This is a genomic window from Paraburkholderia sp. Cy-641, from assembly GCF_011752945.1.
Taxonomy (GTDB): Bacteria; Pseudomonadota; Gammaproteobacteria; order Burkholderiales; family Burkholderiaceae; genus Paraburkholderia.
The window spans coordinates 1-20,646 of the sequence record NZ_VWWM01000060.1; the positions used below are offsets into that span (position 1 = coordinate 1).

Genomic DNA, 20,646 nt, shown 5'->3' on the forward strand with positions numbered 1-20,646 from the left:
GCGAGAGCGTGTAGGTCCACGAGAAAGCGGAGAACACGATGCCCATCACGCCGGCCGACAGGCCAAGTTCCTTCGTGAGGCTCGGCGCGGCGATGCCGAGCACCGTGCGATCGAGGTAGTTGATGACGGTGCCGATCGCGAGCAGCGCGAGAATCGCGAAGCGGGCTCGCGATCGTCGTGCCGGATTCGCGGCGGTGGAAAGTGTTGTCTCTGTCTTCATGCCTTGTTTGTCTCCAGTAATGAAAGCGCAGACGTCCTGGATGCGCTTGTCACGATCACAACGCGATATGGCGGTGTCGCCCAGCCGGTTTACCCACACTTGAGGATCGCTGCGTCGTCACTGTCCGGGTACGCGAGCGATGCGTTGCAAGGCCGGTTGATCCGGCGGCGAGACGCTCATATCGTCCGGCGTGCTGCCAGAGCGGTTGCCACATGGCGCTGCGTCAGCGAGCCGGCGTGCCGCAAGCGCCTCCATTCCGGATCGGCGCGCCTGCGACAAAACCCCTTGTTCACTCGTCAAGCCTCGGGGTAGATTATGTGGAAGTAACTTCCAAATTGGAAGTTACTTTCGTAAAAAAACGACCAGGGTTTTCCCAGTAGCGAGCTTGTCTGGCCGATCTGTCCGCGTTCAGAAATTTGTAAAGTTATCAACGGACTACTGCCTCATCCGTCACGGCGGGCGAAAACCTGAATCTCTGCCGGTTGAGTGGCTGGCCAGCCGGCCCGGCGAGATCGTGATAGGGAAAACCCTTTTCTGTAGTTTTTGAATATTCTTCCAATCTGGAAGTAACTTCCGTATAGTCTGTCCGACACCGAATCGTCGAGCGAGAGGATGGGTCGTGGCTTCGACATTCGCGGAGTAAGGGCATCACTTCAAAACACATAGGATCGCCAATCATGTTCGATATGTCTGAGCAGCGCGTTTTGGTCATCGGCGGCTCGTCGGGTATTGGCTTCGCCACGGCGAAGCTGGCCAGATCGCTCGGCGCGCGGGTTACCATCGCGTCGCGTTCGCCGGAAAAGCTTGCCGCGGCCGCGCAAAAAATCGGCGAGGGCACTCAAAGCCGCGAGCTCGATCTCACCGCCGACGAGGCAGTCGCCGCGTTCTTCGACAACGAGGAAGCCTGGCACCACGTTATCGTCACCGGGTCGGAAGTATCGATGGCCGCCGTTCGCGAGTTGCCGATGGAGTCCGCCTATGCCGCGATGAACTCGAAGTTCTGGGGCTTCTATCGTGTCGCGCGTCATGCGCGGATTCACGCGGGCGGGTCGCTCGGCGTGATTGCCGGCTTTCTTGCCACTCGCCCGGCGGCGGGACGAGCACTCATGGGGGCGATAAATGGAGCGCTGGAAAGCCTGGTTCAGGGTCTGGCGCTGGAACTCAAGCCCGTGAGAGTGAACGCTGTGTCGCCGGCCGTCGTGGCAACGGAAATGTGGAGTGCAATGACGGAAAGCGCTCGCGCCGCCATGTTCGAGAAGGTTGCCGCGTCGTATCCGGCAGGGTGCCACGCGCAACCGGACGATATTGCACGCCAGCTTTTGCTGCTTGCCTGCACGCCTTATGCGACGGGCACCATCGTGACGCTCGATGGCGGCGCCTCGATTGCCTGACCGGAAGCCGTCGTCATGTTCAAACGCATGTCGGTGCTGGTCCGGCGCACTGGCGATAACCGGGAACGCTTCTCGCGAAACTGGGAACGTCACGCGGCGCCCGTGGCTCGATTGCCGAAAGTGCGCGGCTATATCCAGAATCACGTAGAGGAAGACTTCACGGTCCCGGGCGGTTCGGCGATCGAGGTGGACGGTTTCGTGGAGCTGCTGTGGGACCGTCCGGAAGATATGGCGGCAGCCTTTGCCAGTGCCGCCGCGCGACCGATGGTGGAAGACGAGCCGAACTTTCTCGGCCACGGTTCGGGGTATGCGATCAGGAAGGCTTCGCCGTTACGCGAGAGCGCGGGCGGCAAGCTGATCGTTGCGGCCGTCGGCGGTGCGGCGGCGCTGGATGCGATCGAAGCACGATGCCAGGTGCTGCAACAACGGGCCGTGCTGATCCGCGACGATGTGGCCGATCTGATCGCCAAGCCCGGCATGGAACCGCCCCAGCCGGTTAGCGCATTTTTCCATCTCCAGTTCGACAATGCGGAGAGTGCGCGGAAGGCCGGGCATAGGCTTGCCTCATGCGCGGCTTCGGTTGACGCGCGTTTGAGCGTTTGCCGCGTGCGAACGCTACGCTTCGTCTGACCGGGCGAACGGGCTGTGCCAGAAGCGATTTCCTATCGGCGGTCGATCTGTCGCGGGGCAGATTTCCGCTATGTCAGCGAGTCAGCAACTTACAAGCAGAAAGCAGGCGTTATTCCCCAACCGATGAGGGTTGCGCGTTCCTGAGTACATCGAGTGGCTTTAGTCTGGCGAATCGGTGTATTGTTCGGCACAGACGAAGCAGGGCAGGCAATGCCGGCAGCAGTGGCGCGGCGCAGAGCGAACAGTCGCCCTGCGCCGACCGACCATGCCGGGTATTGCGAATCCCGACCCCACGCCTCAGTGCAAAAGGAACTTTCGCCATGAGCGATCCTCAGCAGCCGACCACCCAGCCGCTCGATCTGAGCGCGTTCGCCTCACTCGCGACACCGGATGAGGCCGGGAATCCGGCATCCGGTTCGGATTCATCCCGTCTCCCTGTCGACACTGCGGAGTCGACCGAAATCGCGGCGCCCATGCCGGCTTTCGAGCGTCTCGTCGAACTGAGCACCCTGCCGGCCGAACTGCAAACCCGCGCACACCAGCTTGCCGATTCGATCCGTTTCGAGGACACGACCTCGACGCTGACTTTCATCGAGCATACGCTGCAGCCGATTGCCCAGGTCTCCCGGCAACTGCTCGCCGATACCACGGTCGGCAATGCGGGCGAAGTCGGCCAGATCGCCGCGGCCGTGATCGACGGCATCAAGATCCTGCGTATCGACGAACTCCAGGCCGAAGCGCACAAGATCGCGCCGAAAGCCACCGGCTTGCTCGGCCGGGTGATGGGCCTCGGCAAGCTCGCGCACGATGCGGTCCAGTCCTTCGCGGAGAACCGCAAGAAATTCCTGACGCTGATGGACGCCGAGGAAGCGCGGGCACGCAAGGCGAAAGCCGACCTGATGACCACCGTGCAACTGCTCGACGATCAGAGTCAGACTGTGCGCCAGGGCGTGGGCAATCTGACGATCGCCATTGCCGCCGCGCAGATCGCACTGGATCGCGGCGTGCAGGAAGCCGAGGAACTGCGCCAGATCGCGCTGCGCTCGAACACGTCGGGCGACGCGGCGATCGCGATGGATCGTCGCAATACGCTCGCGAATTTCCGGGCCCAGACGGCCGACATGCGTGAAGCCATGGTGTCGGCCGCGACCCTGATTCCGCTGATCGCCTCGAATCGCAAGGCGGCAGTGACACGCGTCTCGCAACTGAACAGCGGTATCCTGCTGACCCTGCCGCGTCTGATGGCGGTCGCTTCGCAAGCGGCTGTCGAGGCGGACGTGCAGCGCGGTGGGCAGGAAAAGGAAAAGCTGGACGAAGCGAATCGCCGGATCACGGAGATCGCCGGTCGTGCCGCGCACGACGCCGCCATTTCCGCGGCCCGCAGCTTGCAGGGCGACAATCGCAACCTCGAGGCGCTGTCCGCGCTCGCCGAGCAAACGATTTCGACCATGCAGGAAGTGCTCAAGATCGAACAGGATGCCGCCGATGAAGACCGCAAGCGCGAGCAGGAACTCGTGCGCGTGCGCGATCGCCTCGTATCCGGCATGCGCGGCGTGCAGCAAGCCGCACTCGCGAGGCCGGTCCGCGGCGCCTGATCGCCTCGGCCCCCACTCTCTACAGGAACATCGCGAATGACCGCGCAGCCCCCGGATTCCCAGGACGGCGCCGGGATCGACCCGGCCACGCAACCGCTCGACCTCGGCGCGATCACGCGCAGCCTGGCCGACACGGCGCCAGGCGCTGGCACGGCGATCTCCGCGGCACCTGCCGCCGCCGTTGCGCCGGACCTGACTTCGTTCGATCTCGACGCGGCCTGGCTGCGCCGGGCCGAAGCCGACGGCGCGGGCTTCCTGTCCCGGTTCGCGCGCATCGTCAGCGAGGCTTTGCCGCAGCACGCGACGCTCGACATCGTGCGTCGCGGACTCTTCCGCAAAACCGAGGAAGTCGTCGGACTCGCCGTAGCGTTCGAGGACGAAACCTACCGCATGCGCCTTTCCGGCAATCAGCAGATCGTGACCGAAGTCGAAAAGCGCGTGCGCGGCATCACGCTTTCGACCCGACAGGTGCAGGCGCACACGTGGATCTCCGGCCTGCTCGCCAAGGTACACGAGCGCACGGAAAAGGCGCGAGGCATTGCCGACCTGCTGCGCTCGCTCTGACGCATCGGCTACCCCATTTTCTACCGAGGCTATTCATGGGAATCTGGTCTTCGTTGTTCGGCGGTGGTAGCAGCAATTCCCCAACGCAGGCACCTCCCGACGATCGGCCCTTCTTCGACGCGCAAGGTGTGCCGAACCTGCTGCACGAGCGTCTCGAACAGGCCCGGGCGGGCACGCTGCCGTGGATCTCCACGCTGACGGCGCCCGAACTCGCACTGGCCCGCTCGCATGGCGTCCGGATGATCGCGCCGATCGCGGCCACCTGCTGGATGCATTACGGCTATTCGTGGACCGAGGGGCACAAGCAGGGCTGGAATACCGCCCAGCATCGGCTTCAGGCCGAGGCCGCCGCGCTCGGCGCGAACGCCGTCATCGACGTGAAGATGGTCTCTCTCGATCTTGCGATCGAGAGCAGCATGGACTACTCGCTCGTCGGCACGGCGGTGCGGATCGCGGGCCTGCCGGCGAGTCCCGCGCCGATCCTCTCGACCGTGCCCGCGCTCGAGTTCGTGCAACTGCTCGAAGCGGGCATCGTGCCCGTTGGCCTTGCCGTCGGCGCACGCTTTGCATGGAGCAACGACAACCTCGACTGGCGATCCGACCAGTCCTGGCGCAACGCCGTGATGAGCCAAACCACGTCTTTCTGGGAACGCATCCGCCGCGATGCCCACCGCGACCTGCGCGAAGACACGGCGCGGCAGGGGCGCGGCGTGCTCGCGCAACTGAATTTCAGCCAGATCTTCCGGCGCGAGTACGAGAACCCGACCCGCTACAACTACCTCGGGCGTCACATCGTCATGGGAACGGTCGTGGACGGCGAGCCGGCCGGCACGATCCCTCACCCGGTCGAATGGGTGCTCGACCTGAGCGACCGCCCGGATCTGATCCGCACGACGTCGGTGCATCACAACTCGTTCAACGACGGCATCTGATTGTCCCGGATCGCCCCGGATCGCCTTCACACCGTCTTCCTTACCAAGGAGCCAGCGCATGTCGAATACCACGGTCGCCGACTATAGCCACCAACTTCCCTCGAGCGTGAGGGAGCGCCTGCAGGGCCTTCGCACTGCCGCGCATCCGTCCGGCGTCTTCACGTCCGACCTTTCGGTTAACGAATTTCTTCTCGTGCGCAAGGCGGGTTTCGAGCCTATCGGCCTGTGTGTCGGTAGCTGCATCTACCACGTCGGCATCCAGTATTCGTCGTGGAATCAGAACCAGGAAATGACGGTCCTGTCGCAGGCGATGTACCACGCCCGCGAGCTCGCGATGTCGCGCATGCGCGAGGAAGCGCGCGAGATGGACGCGGACGGCATTGTCGGCGTGCGGCTCGAAATCAAGCATGTCGAATGGGACGAAAATCTTCTCGAATTCATCGCGATCGGCACGGGCGTGGTTCACAACCACGACACGAAGGGCTTCAAGGCGCACGACGGCGGGCCGTTCACGTCCGATCTGTCCGGCCAGGACTTCTATACGCTGCTTGGCGCAGGCTATCGCCCGGTCGAAATGGTCATGGGCTCGTGCGTGTATCACGTTGCGCACCGGGGCGTGTTGCAGGCGTTCCGCCAGGCCGGGCGCAACGTCGAACTCGAACAGTTCACCCAGGCGCTTTACAGCGCGCGCGAACTCGCCATCGAGCGTATGCAGAAGGAAGCGCAGGACGCGAAGGCCGAAGGCGTTGTCGGCACGATTGTGCAGGAGAAGTCGTATCGTTGGGAAAGCCATGTGATCGAGTTCTTCGCGATCGGCACGGCCGTCGTGCCGCTCAACGAGGAAATCGCGCCCAAGGACATTCCGGCGCCGACACTGGTGCTGTCGGTCAACGATTAGGGCAATTTTGCCGGCAGGGCGTGGCTGTGTTTTACGCGGCCGCGTACGTCGGCGTGTTCGGCATTGCCGTGCCGGTGAGAGGTTCGGTAGCCGCTTGCTGCGAAGGCTCAATTGATATATGATATGTATATCAATAATCGGAGGGGGTAATGAGCCGAATCCTGATCGACTTGCCCGATGCGCAGGTCGAAGAGTTAGCGGTGCTTGTGGCCGCTGAGCAACGTCCTCGCGCCGCCGTCATTCGCGACGCGATTGAGGCCTATATCACGCAGCACAAGCGCGCTGTCGGGGCTGACGTTTTTGGTCTGTGGAAAAGCAGGAAAATCGATGGTCTGGAATACCAGCAGGAACTGCGCTCAGAATGGTAAGGGCACTTTTCGACACAAACGTTCTGATCGACTACCTCAACGGCGTAGGTGCGGCGAAGAAAGAACTCGCGCGCTATGAGTATCGTGCGATTAGCACGATCACCTGGATGGAAGTCCTGGTTGGTGCAACACCGGACGATGAAGCGGCTATTCGTGCATGGCTTGGCTCGTTCGATGTCATTGCGCTCGACGCAGCCATCGCAAATCGGGCGGTCGAGATTCGTAAACAGAGGCGGATTCGACTGCCCGATGCAATTGTATGGGCCTCGGCCCAGGTGAATGCAATGCTGCTGGTTTCTCGCAATACCAAGGATTTTCCTGCTGACGAACCTGGCGTACGTGTCCCATACAAGATTTAAAGGAAAACGGGATTTGCCTCTGCATCTCCGGACACGCGCTGAAATGAACTCGTCAATGCTGTGAGCCGGGTGTTCGAGGGTGTTGGACACCTATCCGTCATGACGCCGTCTGCGCAGTCTTTGCCCGCGCATCTATTGGCGCCCGCCGCGAGAGCGGGCGCCAGATGGTCACACGGTTACGCTGCCGCGTCTGCCGCTTCCGCGCATGTCCATGACGCCTTGAGACGCGCGCGGATGTCGGCGAGCGTGGTCGTCACCAGCAGTTGCCCGTTCCGGAAGACCGGTGTCAGCGCGCCGGTGGCGAACTGCTCGGGCGTCTGCTGTTCGTACAGCACGTAGTCGTCGCCTTCCTTCTCGACGCGCAACAGGCCGCGAGCCGACTTCTTCGTGCCGTCGTCGGTGGCCGGGTCCTTGTAGATGTCGACCTGTTCGTCGCCGACTTCGGCGTAGATCGCTTTCATGGCCCAGCCGAACGTGTCTCGCGACAGCATGTTGTAGGTGTAGGAGCCGATGCCGAATACCACGTTGCTCGACGCGAAGCCCTTCTCGGCCAGGCGGGTCAGAATGTCCCAGGCGCGCGTCAGCGAGATCGAGTCGCCGTAGATCAGGCCGACCTTGTCGTTGAGCATCCGGTAGCCGCTGTGCGTCGACGTGCCGCCGTAGATGTCCCACAGGCATTCGACCGATCCCTTGCGCTCGGCTTCCGTGATGTGCAGACCGTTGGCCGCCACGATGTAACGGTCGCCGGCTTTGCGGAATGCGCCGTCGGCATCGCGCGCGAGTTCGTTGTCGCGATAGCCTGCCAGGATCCGCACCGGATCGCCGGAGTCCGGGCGAAACACCACGCGGCTCTGGCCGAGCGCATTCGGTTGGCGGGCGAGAATCGCTTCCTTCAGCTCCTTCGCGATAACCGTCATGACGTTCCAGTAGTCGAACGAATCGCTCACCAGCGAGACCATGCCGGCCGGATAGTCCTGTGTGACGAATTCGCGGATGACCTCGCGTTCGGCCAACGGGCGCAGCGCTTTTTCGTCGAGTCCGGCATGTGCCGGATCGCGTTGCAGGCGCTTGAGCGTGGCCAGAATCCGCAGCGTCATGACGCTGTGCTCGGAAGCCGGGATCGAACCGCCCACCAGCTCCTTGTCCGCGTCGGCGCCGTAGTAGTCTTCGGCATAGTCGATGGCCGGGATCGTGTCGGTGCCCGTGAACGACAGCAGGTGGCCGACGCCGCAGCGCATGGCGTCGTGCACGCCGCTCATGCCGCGCATCGAGAAGTCGTGGCCCTGCCAGTCCACGAAGTCTTCCGGCGCTCCGGTCAGCTTCGCGAAGTGGCTCAGCAGCTTGCGGAATTCGAAGGCGATGGTCGCGACTGTCGACGGTTTCCAGATCTCGGCACTGAACAGCGTCTCGAAGTAAGTCGAGACCCACGGAAACGCCGGATGCGTGTTGACGAAGATCACCGGCGGCACCTTGATGTTCACGCGCACGCCCTCGGGCAGCGCGCGCAGTTCGAGCGGCAGATAGCCGAGATCGTGCAGCGCGCCGAGGCGCTCGACCGGCACCGCATCCTGGCCGAGCGCGGTGTCCATGCGGCGCTTGTACCGGCGAATGGCCGCGTCCTTCGGCGCCTCGAAGAACTCGCGCTGGAACACGCCGAGAAAGAACTCCTTGATGAAGCCCTGGAGACCGAACCACACCACCTTGTTGTCGTAGAACTGTTCGAGCACGGGGGCGTACTTCGCCGAGCGCGGCGTGAAGTTCGCGACGAGCTTCGTCGTGGCTGCCGGGTACATCGACGGATGGCCCGTCTTGTAGAAGTCGGCGAGATTGAAGGGAATCAGTCCGTTCATGATCGTTCTCCGGTCGGGGTGATGGCGTGCGGGTTCAGGCCAGGACGGCGCGGGCGTCGTCCGTCCAGTTATTGCGGGTGAAGACGGCGGCGTAGTGCTCCAGCAGCGCGTCGAGGCCCTTGCTGAAGATGCCGTGCGTCACGTACAGGTACAGCGGGTTGCGCGCGGCACTGCGGGCCTGCTTTGCATCGAGCGCCTGCGCAAGTTCGGTGAAGGTGCGGCCGCCGTCGCAGATGTCGTCGATCACCAGCAGCGCGCATTCGGGCAGGTCGCCCTGAATCGCGGTTCCGGTGATGGCGCCCGTGCGGGTGTCGCGGACCTTGTCGGCGAACACGACGGGCAGGTCGAGTTGCGGGTCGAGCTGCGAATTGAGTTGTGAAGCCAGCTTCAGCACGCGCTTGCGGGCACCCGCGTCTGGCGCGACCAGCGCGAGGCTCGAACGACTCCTGAGAACCTGTTCGACGACACGGCGCAAGGCCGGCAACGGATCGTCGATCACGACCCGGTCCAGCAGCGCGGCCGTCACGTCGCTGTGCGGGTCCTGGATGACGACCCGGCGATAGTGCTGGGCGTTGATCAGGTCGCAGAACACCTTGGCGCTGAGCGATTCACCGGGATTCGCCACGCGATCCTGGCGCGCGTACGGCACGTAGGGCAGGTGCAGATCGAGCGGCGTGTCCGGATAGGCCCGGCGCAGCGCGTCGGTGGTCATCAGCAGCGTCATGACGGCGGCGGCATCCGGAAGATGCGCGTTGAGTTCGAGCTGCCCGGCCGGCACGCCGGTCTGGACCGTGACATGCATTTCTCCGCCCGGGAATTTCAGAACTTTCAGGCCGACCGGATTACGCGCCTTCAGCGACGACTCGGCGTCGTGCTGCATCGTGGTCACCGCGGTGATGTTCAACATCGCTGCCTCTTACATAGTTGGAAAGTGCGACTAACTTGCTGCGAAGTATAGACCGACATAGTCGCTTTCTGCAACTATGTTTGCTAAACTTTTTTCAGGTTGGACAGGGCAAGGGGTAGGGCATGAAAAAGGGCTACGAAAAACCGGACGTGAGCGTCGATGTGGTGCTGCTGACGTTGTCGGAAGAGGGATTGCTGGTGGCGCTGCACGAGCGCCGCCAGCAACCGTGCCGCGGGGCGTTGGCGCTGCCGGGCGGCTATATCCACACGAACGAGGACGGTTCGCTCGAAGACGCGGTGTATCGCATGCTGCGCGAGAAAACGCAGCTTGAACCGCGCTACATCGAGCAGCTTCAGACGTTCGCCGGCCCGGGACGGGACCCGCGCGGGTGGTCGGTCGCGATCAGCTACGTCGCGCTCGTGCCGCTGGAGAGTCTGACGGGGGCTGAATCGGGCGTGTTCGGGCTCTATCCGGTGGACCGGCTTCCCGCGCTGGCCTTCGACCATGCGGAGCAGATCCGCGCCGCCGTGCTGCGCGTGCGCAACAAGTCGAGCTATTCGACGCTGCCATGCTGGCTGTTGCCGGAGAAATTCACGCTGACCCAGCTGCAGCATACCTACGAAGCGGTGTTCGGCGAGACGGTAACGCGGGCGACATTCCGTTCGCGACTCGGGATCAAGGTCGGCGACGTGCAGCCCGGCGAAGCGGTCGACGACGCGGGCGTGCTGATCGCGACCGACGATTACCAGCTCGGCAACCAGCGGCCGGCGCGGCTGTTTCGGGTCGACCAACTGGGTCTGTTCAAACGCGCGGGGTGGTAGGCCGCGTCCGCTGCGCGCAGTGCAACTGCCGCGTCGAGGCGGGAGCGGAACCGTTCCCGCCTCGACGATTATTTCCAGCGCTGCCATTCGGCCGGGTAACGCGAGGTCATCGGGCGGACGTTCCGGGAAGCCGGGTAAAGTGCCTTGCCCAGCCTGTCACGCGTAGGCATAGCGTACGAGATGAAAGAACACCGGCGCGGCGAAGCAGATCGAATCGACGCGATCGAGCATACCGCCGTGGCCGGCGATCATCGAGCCCCAGTCCTTCGTGCCGAGCGAGCGCTTGACGGCCGACAGCACGAGCCCGCCGACGAAGCCCGAGATCACGATCGCGAGCGAGATGCCGAACGCCGCGCCGAAGCTGAACGGCGTCACGCGATACAGCACCGCGCCGCACAGCGTGGCGAGCAGGCCGCCGCCGATGAAGCCTTCGACCGTCTTCGAGGGTGACAGCTGTGGTGCGATCTTGCGCCGTCCGAACAGCTTGCCGACCACGTATTGCAGCACGTCGCTGATCTGCACGACGAGCAGGAAGTAGAACAGCAGCAGCGCGTTCTCTCCCGCGTAATGCGGAATGTCGAGGATCAGCACGGCGGGCGCGTGGCTCAGGCCGTACACGCAAACCATCAGCGCCCAGTTGATCTTCGCGTTGCGGCTCAGGAATTCGCTCGTGTCCTGCGTGAGCGCCGAGACGAGCGACATCGCGAAGAACAGATGCACCGGCACGAAAATCGAATACATCCCATACCAGTTGATCGCGAGCAGCAGATACTGCACCGGGATCGCGACGAAGAACGCGATGCACAGCGTCGTGTGGTCGCTCGCGGTCGTCGGCGTGAGCGTGATGAATTCGCGCAGCGTCAGGTATGACAGCAGCGCGAACACGAAGTAGGTGACGTTGTTGCCGAGGCCGATCGCGACCACCATCACCGCGATCATCGCCCACCATGCGCGGATGCGCTGATTGAGGTTGACGATAGTGTCGCTCGTGCCGCCGGCGCGCGCGCCGAGTATCGCGCCGATCAAGGTCGCGATGGCGAGCAGCCCTGTCACGCCCGCGACCAGTTCCCAGAAAAGTGTTCGCATGCTCAAAGTCCGGATGAAGAGGAGAAGGGCGCTCAGCCGGCCGGCCGATGCGGCGCGAGCGCGACGATCGCGTCGCGCATGCGGGCGAGGAAAGAGGCCTTGTCTTCCTCAGCGGCCAGCGCCTCGCGGGCGCCGAAATGCACCTTGCAGATCAGCGGTACAGGCCAGATCGCGCCTTTCGGCATGATGCGCTGCAGGTTCTCGAGATAGACGGGCGCAAGTGCCACATGCGGGAATTGCCTCGCGAGATGGAACAGTCCGCTCCTGAACGGCTGCGGCAGTGCGTCGGCACTGCGGGTGCCCTCGGGGAAGATGATGATCGAGTGCCCCTGTGCGAGCGCGTCGCGTACAGGATCGAGCGGGTCGCCGCCCGATTCGCGGTGACGGTCGATCAGCACGACGTTCAGCAGCTTCTGCGCGATGTGGCGCTTGAGCGTACCGCTGTCCCAGTAGTCGCGCGCGGCGACCGGCCGCACGACGGCGCGCACCTCGCGCGGCAGCGCGGCGAGGATCGCAAGCGTATCGATGTGGCTCGTATGGTTCGAGAAATAGATTGTCTGGGTTGGCGACGGCGGTGCCTGATACCAGACCGGATAGGCACCTGCGACGAGTCGCACGAGGGTCAGCAGGAAATCGCGCTGCCACACGTTCAGGATGTTCATAGGCGGCGCATCCCCTGTTCATGTGCGTGGCCGAAGCCGCGGTCTCCACGCGGCCGGCGGCATCCCGGCATGCCGATGCGGCGCAATAGGGGAAATGGCGGGGGTTTAATTTTCTTCAAATGAGTGGCGGCCTGTCGTGGCTCTGCGAAAATGATTCGAATCGACTCGCGCATAGGGCGGATTGGCGAATGCACGGGTCGATGGCATGATAAGGGCTCATTGCATCAGCGCATGAATGCTTGTTTGCAGTTCGAATGAATCACGCGGTCGGGCCAGCGGATTATCGGGTGTTTCCGCGAAAAGCGCCAGATTCCGATTATGTCGTGCCAATTAAAGCCGCGAATTAAAACCAATGAGCCTTTACGCACTCAAGCCCAAATTCCAGAACTGTCTGCGTCCGTTCGCGGACTCGCTCGCCGAACGGGGCGTCACCGCCAATCAGGTCACGCTGTTCGCGGCCGGCGGCTCGATTGTAGTCGGGGCGATTGCCGGGCTCGGCGTCTTCGCCCGCGCGCTGTTCCTGCTGATTCCGCTATGGCTGTTCGCGCGCATGGCGCTCAATGCGATAGACGGGATGCTCGCTCGCGAGCACGGGCAGAAGAGCACGCTCGGTGCGTACCTTAACGAACTCGGCGATATCGTGTCCGACGTCGCGCTCGTGCTGCCTTTTCTCGCGATCCCGGCATTCGCGCCCGCGGACGTCTGGTTATTCGCGCTGACGGCGGTCATCGTCGAAAGCGCGGGGCTCGCCGGTCCGCTCGTTGGCGCGAGCCGCCGCTATGACGGTCCGTTCGGCAAGAGCGACCGCGCGCTCGCGCTCGGCGCGTTCGCACTGTGGTTCGGTGTCGGTTTGCCGATCGGTGTCGTCGGTGCGTGGCTGTGGCGTCTGCTGATCGTGCTGTCGATCGCAACGGCGGTGCGGCGCGTACGGGCGGGGGTTGTCGAAGTGGGCGGCCGACTGAGTGGCTGACGTCGCGGACACCGGAACGGGGGCACGACATGATTCGAATAACGAAACGAGAGAGCGGATGAGCGCACGTACTGCCCGCGAGGCCAACTTCACCACTCATGACGGCACGACGCTGTTCTATCGTCACTGGCCCGCAACGGGCCCGCGCTGTCGCGGCGCAATCGTCCTGCTGCACCGCGGCCACGAACATTCGGCGCGCGTCGCGCATCTCGTCGACGAACTCGATCTGGCGGATTTCGCCTTTTTTGCCTGGGATGCACGCGGTCACGGCCGCTCGCCCGGCGCGCGCGGCTACAGCCCGAGCGCGGCCGCGTCGGTGCGCGACCTGCAAGCGTTTGTCGAGCATATCCGCGACACGTACGGCATTGCCGTCGAGGACATGGCCGTGATCGGCCAGAGCGTCGGCGCCGTGCTCGCGGCCACATGGGTGCACGACTATGCACCGCCGATCCGCTGCCTCGCTGTCGCGTCGCCGGCGTTTCGCATCAAGCTTTACGTGCCGTTCGCACGGCCGGGTCTGCGGCTGATGTACAGGCTGCGCGGACTGTTCTACGTGAACAGCTACGTGAAGCCGAAATTCCTCACGCACGATCCTGAGCGGATCGCGAGCTATACGGCCGATCCGCTGATTACGCGGCCGATCGCGGTCAACATGCTGCTCGATCTGCACGACACCGCGAAGCGGATCGTCGCCGATGCAGCGGCGATCACCGTGCCGACGCAACTGCTGATTTCCGGCGCCGACTGGGTCGTGCATCGCGATCCGCAGGACCGTTTCTTCGAGCGGCTCGGCTCGGCGTGCAAAGAACGCATCGTGCTGCCGGGCTTCTATCACGACACGCTCGGCGAGCGCGATCGCGCGCAGGCGCTCTCGCCGCTACGCGCGTTCATGTTGCGCGAGTTCGATGCGCCGGGCCCGCGCGTGTCGCTCGCCGACGCCGACCGGCGCGGCGCATTCCACGACGAATACGTGGCGCTCGGCCAGCCGCCCGCGAATCCGCTCTCCCGCGCGTACTGGGCCATCACGCGCATGGGGCTGAAGGTCGGCGGCGCGTTGTCGGACGGCATCGCGCTCGGTCTGCGGCTCGGTTTCGATTCGGGCTCGACGCTCGACTACGTGTATCGCAACCGCGCGCAAGGGCGGCTCGGCGTCGGCGCGCTGATCGACCGCACGTACCTCGATTCGCCGGGCTGGGCCGGTATCCGGCAGCGCAAGGTGCATCTGCAGGAACTGATCGGCGCGGCGATCGGCCGCCTACGCGGCAATGGCACGCCGGTACGGATCGTCGACATCGCGGCCGGACACGGGCGTTATGTGCTCGATGCGATCGCCATGGCCGCCGAACGTGACGGCGCGCTGCCCGACGGCATTCTGCTGCGCGACTACAGTCCGCCGAATGTCGAGGCCGGCCGCGCGCTGATCGCGCAGCGCGGCCTCGCTCCGATCGCGCGTTTCGAACCGGGCGACGCATTCGACGAGGCATCGCTCGCGGCGCTCGAGCCGCGCCCGACGCTAGCGATCGTGTCGGGCCTCTACGAGCTGTTCGGCGCGAACGAGATGATCGAGCGCTCGCTGCGCGGGCTGGCGCGGGCCGTGCCGCCAGGCGGCTATCTCGTCTATACGGGGCAGCCGTGGCATCCGCAGCTCGAATTCATCGCGCGCGTATTGAACAATCACCGTGGCGAGGCGACGTGGGTCATGCGCCGCCGCTCGCAGGCCGAGATGGACGAACTGGTCGCGCGTGCGGGCTTCCGCAAGCTCGACCAGCGAATCGACGCGATGGGCATTTTCACGGTGAGCCTCGCGCAGCGGGTCGATGCGCCATGAGTGCATCATGAGCGAACTCGGCGGCGACGCAAGCGGTCTCGTCGCGCAAGCCAGCCGCCCGCGCGACGCGTCATTCGCGTTGCGCCTCGGCTGGCTGGCGGCGATGGGCGCGGTGTTCTTTTCCACGTACGGTTTCGCGAACTGGCTGGCCGCGCGCCGCGCGTCGGTGCCGACCTTCGCGTTCGGCTGGGAACACGCGATTCCATTCGTACCCTGGACGATCGTGCCGTACTGGTCGATCGACCTGCTGTATGCGCTGTCGTTCTTCTTCTGGACACGCCGCGACGATCTGTTCGATCACGTCAAGCGGCTGCTGACCGTGCAACTGATCTCCGTCGCGTGCTTTATCGCGTGGCCGTTGCGCTTCGGTTTCGAGCGGCCCGACGCGGGCGGCCTGGCCGGCGCGCTGTTCACGCTGCTGATGGGCTTCGACAAGCCGTACAACCAGGCGCCGTCGTTGCATATCGGTCTGCTTGTCGTGCTGTGGGCCGTCTACGCCAGGCATCTGCGCGGCAGGCTTGCGCGTTGCGCGCTACATCTGTGGTTCCTGGCGATCGGCGTGTCGGTGCTGACGACCTATCAGCATCACGCGATCGACGTGCCGACCGGTGCGGCCGTCGGCTGCCTCGCGCTGTTCCTGTTTCCTCTGCGCGATGCCGCAGGCCGGCTGCCCGAGGCCGAGGTCCGGCGGCACAGGGCGAGCCGCAAGCTCGCGCGCCGCTATGCGCTTGCGGCAATCCTCGTCGCTGTGATTGCGATGGTCTGTGTGCCGCGTGCGCCGGGCTGGGCCTTGGTCGCGGGGTGGGTTGCGCTGGCGCTCGCCTGTGTCGCATGGATTTATTGGCGCGGCGCGCCGGGTGCGTTCCAGAAGGACGCGCGGGGGCGTTTCCCGGTTTTCATCCGCTGGCTGCTGGCGCCGACGATTGCCGGCGCGTTCGTCAATTCGCGGCTGTGGACATTCCGGCAACCGGCCCCGGTGCGGATCGACGAGCGTGTGTCGATCGGCCGAACGCCGACGACGCGCGAGGCGCGGCGGCGCGGCTTGACAGGACTCGTCGATTTGACGGCCGAGATGCCGGGCTGGGTCGCGGCCGACGCATCGCTCGCGTATGCGGCCGCGCCGCAACTCGATCTCGTCGCCCCGACCGCGCGGCAATTGCAGCAGGCAGTCGCGGCGCTCGAAAGGCTGCATGGCGAAGGCCGCGACGTGCTTGTCTGCTGCGCGCTCGGCTATGGCCGCAGTGTGCTGTGCGCGGCTGCATGGCTCGCGCTGCGGCGCGGTTTGCACGATGCTCGCGACGCGCTGGTGGCGGTGCGCGCCGTTCATTCGCATGCCGTATGGTCGGACGACGGGGTGGCCGTGCTGCAGGACTGGATCGATCTCCGGCGCGCGATGGGGGCGGCGTGATGCGCGACCTGTCCTCGGCGTTCCGGATTGCCGCCGCGCGTGGCGCGCTCGATGCGGGCGTGTGGGCGGTCGCGGCGGCGCTGTGCGCGGCGGGTGCGGGCTGGTGGGTCGCATCGGGATGGCCGCCGGCGGCGACGGTGCGCGTGCTGCTGGCCGTTGTCAGCACGGGGTCGGGGATCGCGGCGCTGTGGTACGCGATACGTATCGGGATCGACCGCCGGTTGTTCGCGGCGTTGGCAGAGCAAACCGCGGTGCCGGACGCGGACCTCGACGCGATCCTGAGCGGATTGGATCACGCCATGCTGGAACTTGGCTGGATCGCTCCGGCGAAGGCAGGCCGTTTGCTGGGAGAGCGGGTGCAAGGCGCGGTCGGGCTGCTGCGGGCGAGTGTGGTTGTGGCTGGCATACAGTGGCTTGCGGTTGGTGTTGCTCTTGTTGCAAAGGGATTCTGATTCGCAGGCAATCCGGCACGAGTACGCGCGTGCGATGCTTGGGTCGCGGCCGGTTTCGTACGTGGTTGCAACGAGACAAACTGTGCATCGTCGCGTGATCGTGTCAACCAGCCGTCGAAACGGCGGTCTCGCGAGAGCATCGTCTGGTAGCAGGTGTCTGGGCCGAGGCGCATGCCTGAACTTTAAAGCAAAGGCGTGCGTATTCTGGTCGGATTCGGACATGAGCATTGATGCGCGGGACCGCACTGCTGGCCAGGGACGACGCATGTCGGACTTTGCCAGGGAGAGGTTTCCATCCTTGAGCCAGACGTTCGAAACGGCGATGTGCCGTTGCTCGTTGGGGGCATGCTCAGGGTCAAGCGCCGCACAGATCAGGGGCCGGTCTACCTGATGCCGCAACCGGTATTACTTCTTTCATCGGCGATCGATGCTGAATGGAGTACTTTCCGTACGCATGCTCTAACCCGCGAATAACTCGAATGCTCCGGCTTTATAGACGTCACGTTTGTCGACGACCGTGCGTGCATGTTTCCTATTTCAATTGCCCGAAAACCGCCACGAAATGACATGTGCGGAATGTGATCTGGTCATCGTCAATGCTGTTATATCGGCAACGTGCGACAATGCGAAATTCGCATGTGATCGCACATGACGGACATGAACGATTCCGGCTTTGGTCTATTTCATTATCTACTTCCAGGTTATATGGAAACTACTTCATATCGAGCGGCTAACGACATTGCAGTGACCGTACGTCGGCCCGACACGCAGACTCCCGCACCCGTCGTCATCTTGTGTCATGGGTTTTGCGGCATCCAGGAGTTGCTGCTTCCAAAATTTGCCGAAGCTTTTGCCCGCGCCGGCTATGCGGCTGTTACGTTCGACTATCGCGGCTTTGGCGCGAGTGGGGGAGAACAGGGCCGGCTTATCCCGGCGATGCAGATTGAGGATATCCGTACTGTTATCGCGTTTGTCAGGGAACTGCCTTATGTCGACGCCGAGCGCGTCGGGCTGTGGGGGACGTCGCTCGGCGGCGGCCATGTGCTTGCCGCAGCCGCAAGTGATCCGTCCATCAAGGCCGTTGTTAGTCAGCTTGGCTTTGCTGACGGCGAACAAGCGACGACTCGCAATATGACCGAAGCCGAAAAGCAGGCATTCGTTGCGACGCTCGAACGGATGCACGAGAAGAAACAGAGCACCGGCAGGGAAATGTTTGTCCCGATTACGAAAGTACTCACAGACCCGCAATCGAAAACATTTTTCGAGGAGAACCGGAAGAACTATCCAGCAATGGATATCAAGATTCCCTTCCTGACCGTTCGTGAGATATTGAACTACAAGCCAAAGGACTATGCCGTGCGCGTTACATGTCCGGTGCTAGTTGTTATCGCCGGCGAAGATGGTGTGAATCCGCCGAATCACGGTATCGAGCTTTTTGACGCAGTTGCGGCGACCACGAAGCAGCTTCACGTCGAGCAAACTGCCGGCCACTACGACATGTACGATGGGCAACACTTCGAAAGCAGCGTTGCCAGGCAGATCGACTGGTTTTGCAAGCATGTCTAGTTGAATGGGCCTTTTGCCGAACTCATCAGCCTGGGGTTCGGCGGGTCAAGGCATCGCTATTGCTCTCAGCGCTAGTCCCACCAGCGTCATATTGACGCGCGGAAGGGCATCGATTTGGCCAATAACTTCACCTTGAAGTCAAAGTGTTGGGCCGGAATCCGGCGGAGTTTTTTTGCGGATTCCGGCCGTGTCTCATCGTGATGCCGGAGGTGCGCGACACCGCGCCGTCCTTTGAGCAATTCATTGGCAGGGTGTCGTGCTGCGCGGCCGTGTTTATCACACGCACACGGTAAATCTCTAATCGTGCCTGTCGCAACCAGAACCAGCCCACACTCAGAACAGAATCGTCCGCCCCGATGTCTCGGCTTGCTCATTAATCTCGCGCTTCGCCTTCTCGCTGATTTTCGGATTGTTCCGCAGATCGATGTAGCGAAGTTGCGTGTTCGCTGCCAGCGCACGTGCTCCACGATCGTCGATCATATTGGACGAAAGGGTGACCTTGCTCAGCCCCGACATTCCTGACAGCGCGATGGCGCCGTCGGCCTGAATATTCGCGTGACTCATCGCCAGTACTTTCAGTCGTGGGTTGAGCGATAGCGCGATCGCACAGGCGTCGCTGGATTCCAGCGAATTGCTGACATCAAGCTCCTCCAGCGAGGGATGCTCCGCCAGCATGGCAAATCCATTTTCGTCGAGCTCGCTCTCCGCAAGGCCGAGTTTTCGCAATGCACGGTTCTTCATCAGTTCCTGTACGCCGAGATTACTGATGCTGCAACCGTTCAACAGCAACTCTCGCAGATTCTTATTCTCGGCCAGCGCTGCCGCGCAGTCGTCATCGATACCGTGACTATCGCTAAGATCGAGTTCCACCAGCTGTGGGGCGGCAGCGAGCGCTTTTACGCCGGTCAGGGTAAGGTTTTCGTTGCAAAACATCAGCTTCTGCAACAGAGGGAGCTTCGCAATCTTCATTGCTCCAGCGTCGCCTGAGCGAGTGCCGGATGCATTCAGTTCGCGAATCTTTTTACCCTTGCCCAACAGTTGCCTGAGCCCGATACTGCCGAGAGCAGAATTTTCCTGCACGTCGAGCTTCTCGGCCATGCCGAACGCCGGTAGCGTCCCAAGTTTGGAAAACGGCTTGAGCTTGGTCCACACCGGTGGCTGAATATCCAGGCCACTCGCATCGAGGTGTGTGGTATGCGGATAACGCCCATTGTTCATCGCATCCCGAACGTTTCTGAGGTGCTCGCGGTCTGTGATTCTGCGGCTGTCGGTATAAACCTCGGCAATATCATTGAGTCGACGGTTGGCAAAGCGTATCGCGTCTCGTGTTGCGGAGTCACCGTTCTCGACGATTTCACGAAGCAACTCCACCGGCAGGTTCGGACTTTGCGTCGCCTGGTCTGCACCCACCAGCCTGGTTCGATTAGCCGTCTTCGTATTACCTGTCGGCAGATTGCGAAGACCGGAGAGACTTGCCAGCGGCCCGGACATGGAACGGTCTTTCACTCTGTTTCGGACTGCGTCCTGATTCTCCTGAACGCCGTCCGATGGCGGGGTGCTCCCGCTGGTGGAGGCGATGAATCTCGTTAGCACGCTTTTCATGGCTGTATCCCGATCCCGATGCATTGCACAACGACACTCTAGTGATCCGGCGTAACGCGGTCGTGCACCAGACGAACTTTGTGTTTGATAGACGAAGCAGGCTATCCGGCGCTCAACCTTCACGGAACCCGATATTTCTAGCTGACCCGAACCGGAGAGGATCAACGCAAAGTGGGTCCGTCATTGCCGGCTCGCGGAGTCTTATGCGACTGTCGTCCAGGCCGAATTGCCGACAGGCTCCGGGGGGGAATTTCGCGGACGTTTGAACGGCATCTGAAGGTTATTCACCTAAAATTTGATGTAATTGAGGTGAAAGACATTTTTGTACCTGTTCAGTGAGAGCGGGATCGTCTGCTCTCTATTTGTAAGGGGCTTCGCGCGGAAGCCCTGGCAAGCCGATCACGGGCAGTTGCATGCCTTAACTGCGACTGATATAGTCTAAGTTAACGGCATGGTAATGAACATGTCGTCCTGATGGCTGGGACCTTTGTGCCATGCGGGTTCTCGGTCACCCGCACCGCAGACTCTTCTCAGGAG

At 62.9% G+C, this 20,646-nt stretch carries 19 protein-coding genes and 1 pseudogene; 14 read left to right on the forward strand and 6 right to left on the reverse strand.

Annotated elements, in window-relative coordinates; all coding sequences use genetic code 11:
• Positions 1-220 (reverse strand): annotated as a pseudogene (locus F3J20_RS25820) (MFS transporter); the annotation flags it as partial.
• A gap of 686 nt (positions 221-906) precedes the next feature.
• On the opposite strand from F3J20_RS25820, the gene F3J20_RS25825 reads away from it, so the two are divergent.
• From F3J20_RS25825 to F3J20_RS25860, 8 genes are all read left to right on the forward strand, one after another.
• The gene (locus F3J20_RS25825; protein ID WP_240162908.1) at positions 907-1,611 is read left to right on the forward strand and encodes an SDR family oxidoreductase; all 705 of its coding nucleotides are present in this window, start codon (positions 907-909) and stop codon (positions 1,609-1,611) included.
• A 27-nt stretch (positions 1,612-1,638) separates the two neighbouring features.
• The gene (locus F3J20_RS25830; protein WP_167285023.1) at positions 1,639-2,241 is read left to right on the forward strand and encodes an EthD family reductase; all 603 of its coding nucleotides are present in this window, start codon (positions 1,639-1,641) and stop codon (positions 2,239-2,241) included.
• A gap of 320 nt (positions 2,242-2,561) precedes the next feature.
• A complete protein-coding gene (locus tag F3J20_RS25835) occupies positions 2,562-3,836 on the forward strand; it encodes a toxic anion resistance protein (protein WP_167285025.1) in 1,275 nt (424 codons plus the stop codon).
• Positions 3,837-3,872: 36 nt separating this feature from the next.
• Positions 3,873-4,400 (forward strand): hypothetical protein, encoded by a 528-nt coding sequence (locus tag F3J20_RS25840; protein ID WP_167037102.1) that lies wholly within the window; start codon positions 3,873-3,875, stop codon positions 4,398-4,400.
• 35 nt (positions 4,401-4,435) lie between these two features.
• Positions 4,436-5,332, forward strand: coding sequence for a heavy metal-binding domain-containing protein (locus F3J20_RS25845; protein ID WP_167037099.1), 897 nt, complete (start codon positions 4,436-4,438; stop codon positions 5,330-5,332).
• Between the two features lie 58 nt (positions 5,333-5,390).
• Positions 5,391-6,230 (forward strand): heavy metal-binding domain-containing protein, encoded by an 840-nt coding sequence (locus tag F3J20_RS25850; RefSeq protein WP_167037096.1) that lies wholly within the window; start codon positions 5,391-5,393, stop codon positions 6,228-6,230.
• A gap of 149 nt (positions 6,231-6,379) precedes the next feature.
• A complete protein-coding gene (locus F3J20_RS25855) occupies positions 6,380-6,598 on the forward strand; it encodes a ribbon-helix-helix protein, CopG family (RefSeq protein ID WP_167285026.1) in 219 nt (72 codons plus the stop codon).
• Positions 6,592-6,957 carry a type II toxin-antitoxin system VapC family toxin gene (locus F3J20_RS25860; protein ID WP_167285028.1) on the forward strand — a complete coding sequence of 122 codons (366 nt, stop codon included), beginning with the start codon at positions 6,592-6,594 and terminating at the stop codon, positions 6,955-6,957. Before F3J20_RS25855 ends, F3J20_RS25860 begins: the two co-directional genes overlap by 7 nt.
• Positions 6,958-7,133: 176 nt before the next feature.
• Here the strand turns inward: F3J20_RS25860 and F3J20_RS25865 are convergent, their stop codons facing one another.
• Positions 7,134-8,807, reverse strand: a complete 1,674-nt coding sequence (locus F3J20_RS25865; RefSeq protein ID WP_167285030.1) for a nicotinate phosphoribosyltransferase — start codon at positions 8,805-8,807, stop codon at positions 7,134-7,136.
• Positions 8,808-8,841: 34 nt separating this feature from the next.
• Entirely contained in the window at positions 8,842-9,714 is an 873-nt protein-coding gene (locus F3J20_RS25870; protein WP_167037084.1) for a ribose-phosphate pyrophosphokinase-like domain-containing protein, read from the reverse strand.
• A 122-nt stretch (positions 9,715-9,836) separates the two neighbouring features.
• Here F3J20_RS25870 and F3J20_RS25875 point away from each other — a divergent pair, with 122 nt between their 5' ends.
• Positions 9,837-10,535, forward strand: coding sequence for an NUDIX domain-containing protein (locus tag F3J20_RS25875; protein ID WP_167037081.1), 699 nt, complete (start codon positions 9,837-9,839; stop codon positions 10,533-10,535).
• A 156-nt stretch (positions 10,536-10,691) separates the two neighbouring features.
• Here F3J20_RS25875 and F3J20_RS25880 read toward each other — a convergent pair whose 3' ends face one another.
• Complete coding sequence (locus F3J20_RS25880) at positions 10,692-11,621, reverse strand: phosphatidate cytidylyltransferase (protein ID WP_167037079.1); 930 nt, start codon at positions 11,619-11,621, stop codon at positions 10,692-10,694.
• A 32-nt stretch (positions 11,622-11,653) separates the two neighbouring features.
• Complete coding sequence (locus F3J20_RS25885; RefSeq protein WP_167285031.1) at positions 11,654-12,283, reverse strand: lysophospholipid acyltransferase family protein; 630 nt, start codon at positions 12,281-12,283, stop codon at positions 11,654-11,656.
• A gap of 352 nt (positions 12,284-12,635) precedes the next feature.
• Here F3J20_RS25885 and F3J20_RS25890 point away from each other — a divergent pair, with 352 nt between their 5' ends.
• From F3J20_RS25890 to F3J20_RS25910, 5 genes are all read left to right on the forward strand, one after another.
• A complete protein-coding gene (locus F3J20_RS25890; RefSeq protein WP_167037073.1) occupies positions 12,636-13,253 on the forward strand; it encodes a CDP-alcohol phosphatidyltransferase family protein in 618 nt (205 codons plus the stop codon).
• Between the two features lie 58 nt (positions 13,254-13,311).
• Positions 13,312-15,081, forward strand: a complete 1,770-nt coding sequence (locus F3J20_RS25895; protein ID WP_167037070.1) for a bifunctional alpha/beta hydrolase/class I SAM-dependent methyltransferase — start codon at positions 13,312-13,314, stop codon at positions 15,079-15,081.
• A gap of 7 nt (positions 15,082-15,088) precedes the next feature.
• Positions 15,089-16,489, forward strand: coding sequence for a phosphatase PAP2 family protein (locus F3J20_RS25900; protein ID WP_167037067.1), 1,401 nt, complete (start codon positions 15,089-15,091; stop codon positions 16,487-16,489).
• Positions 16,489-16,941, forward strand: coding sequence for a hypothetical protein (locus tag F3J20_RS25905; protein WP_167285033.1), 453 nt, complete (start codon positions 16,489-16,491; stop codon positions 16,939-16,941). Before F3J20_RS25900 ends, F3J20_RS25905 begins: the two co-directional genes overlap by 1 nt.
• A gap of 648 nt (positions 16,942-17,589) precedes the next feature.
• A complete protein-coding gene (locus F3J20_RS25910) occupies positions 17,590-18,507 on the forward strand; it encodes an alpha/beta hydrolase (protein WP_240162909.1) in 918 nt (305 codons plus the stop codon).
• 333 nt (positions 18,508-18,840) lie between these two features.
• Here the strand turns inward: F3J20_RS25910 and F3J20_RS25915 are convergent, their stop codons facing one another.
• A complete protein-coding gene (locus F3J20_RS25915) occupies positions 18,841-20,109 on the reverse strand; it encodes a hypothetical protein (RefSeq protein ID WP_167037061.1) in 1,269 nt (422 codons plus the stop codon).
• Positions 20,110-20,646 lie beyond the last annotated feature (537 nt).

Coding starts and splice junctions, on each gene's coding strand:
- F3J20_RS25890 (WP_167037073.1), top strand. CDS start 12,636: ATGAGCCTTTACGCACTCAAGCCCAAATTCCAGAACTGTCTGCGTCCG.
- F3J20_RS25915 (WP_167037061.1), bottom strand. CDS start 20,109: ATGAAAAGCGTGCTAACGAGATTCATCGCCTCCACCAGCGGGAGCACC.
- F3J20_RS25855 (WP_167285026.1), top strand. CDS start 6,380: ATGAGCCGAATCCTGATCGACTTGCCCGATGCGCAGGTCGAAGAGTTA.
- F3J20_RS25830 (WP_167285023.1), top strand. CDS start 1,639: ATGTCGGTGCTGGTCCGGCGCACTGGCGATAACCGGGAACGCTTCTCG.
- F3J20_RS25900 (WP_167037067.1), top strand. CDS start 15,089: ATGAGCGAACTCGGCGGCGACGCAAGCGGTCTCGTCGCGCAAGCCAGC.
- F3J20_RS25835 (WP_167285025.1), top strand. CDS start 2,562: ATGAGCGATCCTCAGCAGCCGACCACCCAGCCGCTCGATCTGAGCGCG.
- F3J20_RS25865 (WP_167285030.1), bottom strand. CDS start 8,807: ATGAACGGACTGATTCCCTTCAATCTCGCCGACTTCTACAAGACGGGC.
- F3J20_RS25885 (WP_167285031.1), bottom strand. CDS start 12,283: ATGAACATCCTGAACGTGTGGCAGCGCGATTTCCTGCTGACCCTCGTG.
- F3J20_RS25910 (WP_240162909.1), top strand. CDS start 17,590: ATGACGGACATGAACGATTCCGGCTTTGGTCTATTTCATTATCTACTT.
- F3J20_RS25905 (WP_167285033.1), top strand. CDS start 16,489: ATGCGCGACCTGTCCTCGGCGTTCCGGATTGCCGCCGCGCGTGGCGCG.
- F3J20_RS25880 (WP_167037079.1), bottom strand. CDS start 11,621: ATGCGAACACTTTTCTGGGAACTGGTCGCGGGCGTGACAGGGCTGCTC.
- F3J20_RS25850 (WP_167037096.1), top strand. CDS start 5,391: ATGTCGAATACCACGGTCGCCGACTATAGCCACCAACTTCCCTCGAGC.
- F3J20_RS25860 (WP_167285028.1), top strand. CDS start 6,592: ATGGTAAGGGCACTTTTCGACACAAACGTTCTGATCGACTACCTCAAC.
- F3J20_RS25840 (WP_167037102.1), top strand. CDS start 3,873: ATGACCGCGCAGCCCCCGGATTCCCAGGACGGCGCCGGGATCGACCCG.
- F3J20_RS25845 (WP_167037099.1), top strand. CDS start 4,436: ATGGGAATCTGGTCTTCGTTGTTCGGCGGTGGTAGCAGCAATTCCCCA.
- F3J20_RS25875 (WP_167037081.1), top strand. CDS start 9,837: ATGAAAAAGGGCTACGAAAAACCGGACGTGAGCGTCGATGTGGTGCTG.
- F3J20_RS25895 (WP_167037070.1), top strand. CDS start 13,312: ATGAGCGCACGTACTGCCCGCGAGGCCAACTTCACCACTCATGACGGC.
- F3J20_RS25825 (WP_240162908.1), top strand. CDS start 907: ATGTCTGAGCAGCGCGTTTTGGTCATCGGCGGCTCGTCGGGTATTGGC.
- F3J20_RS25870 (WP_167037084.1), bottom strand. CDS start 9,714: ATGTTGAACATCACCGCGGTGACCACGATGCAGCACGACGCCGAGTCG.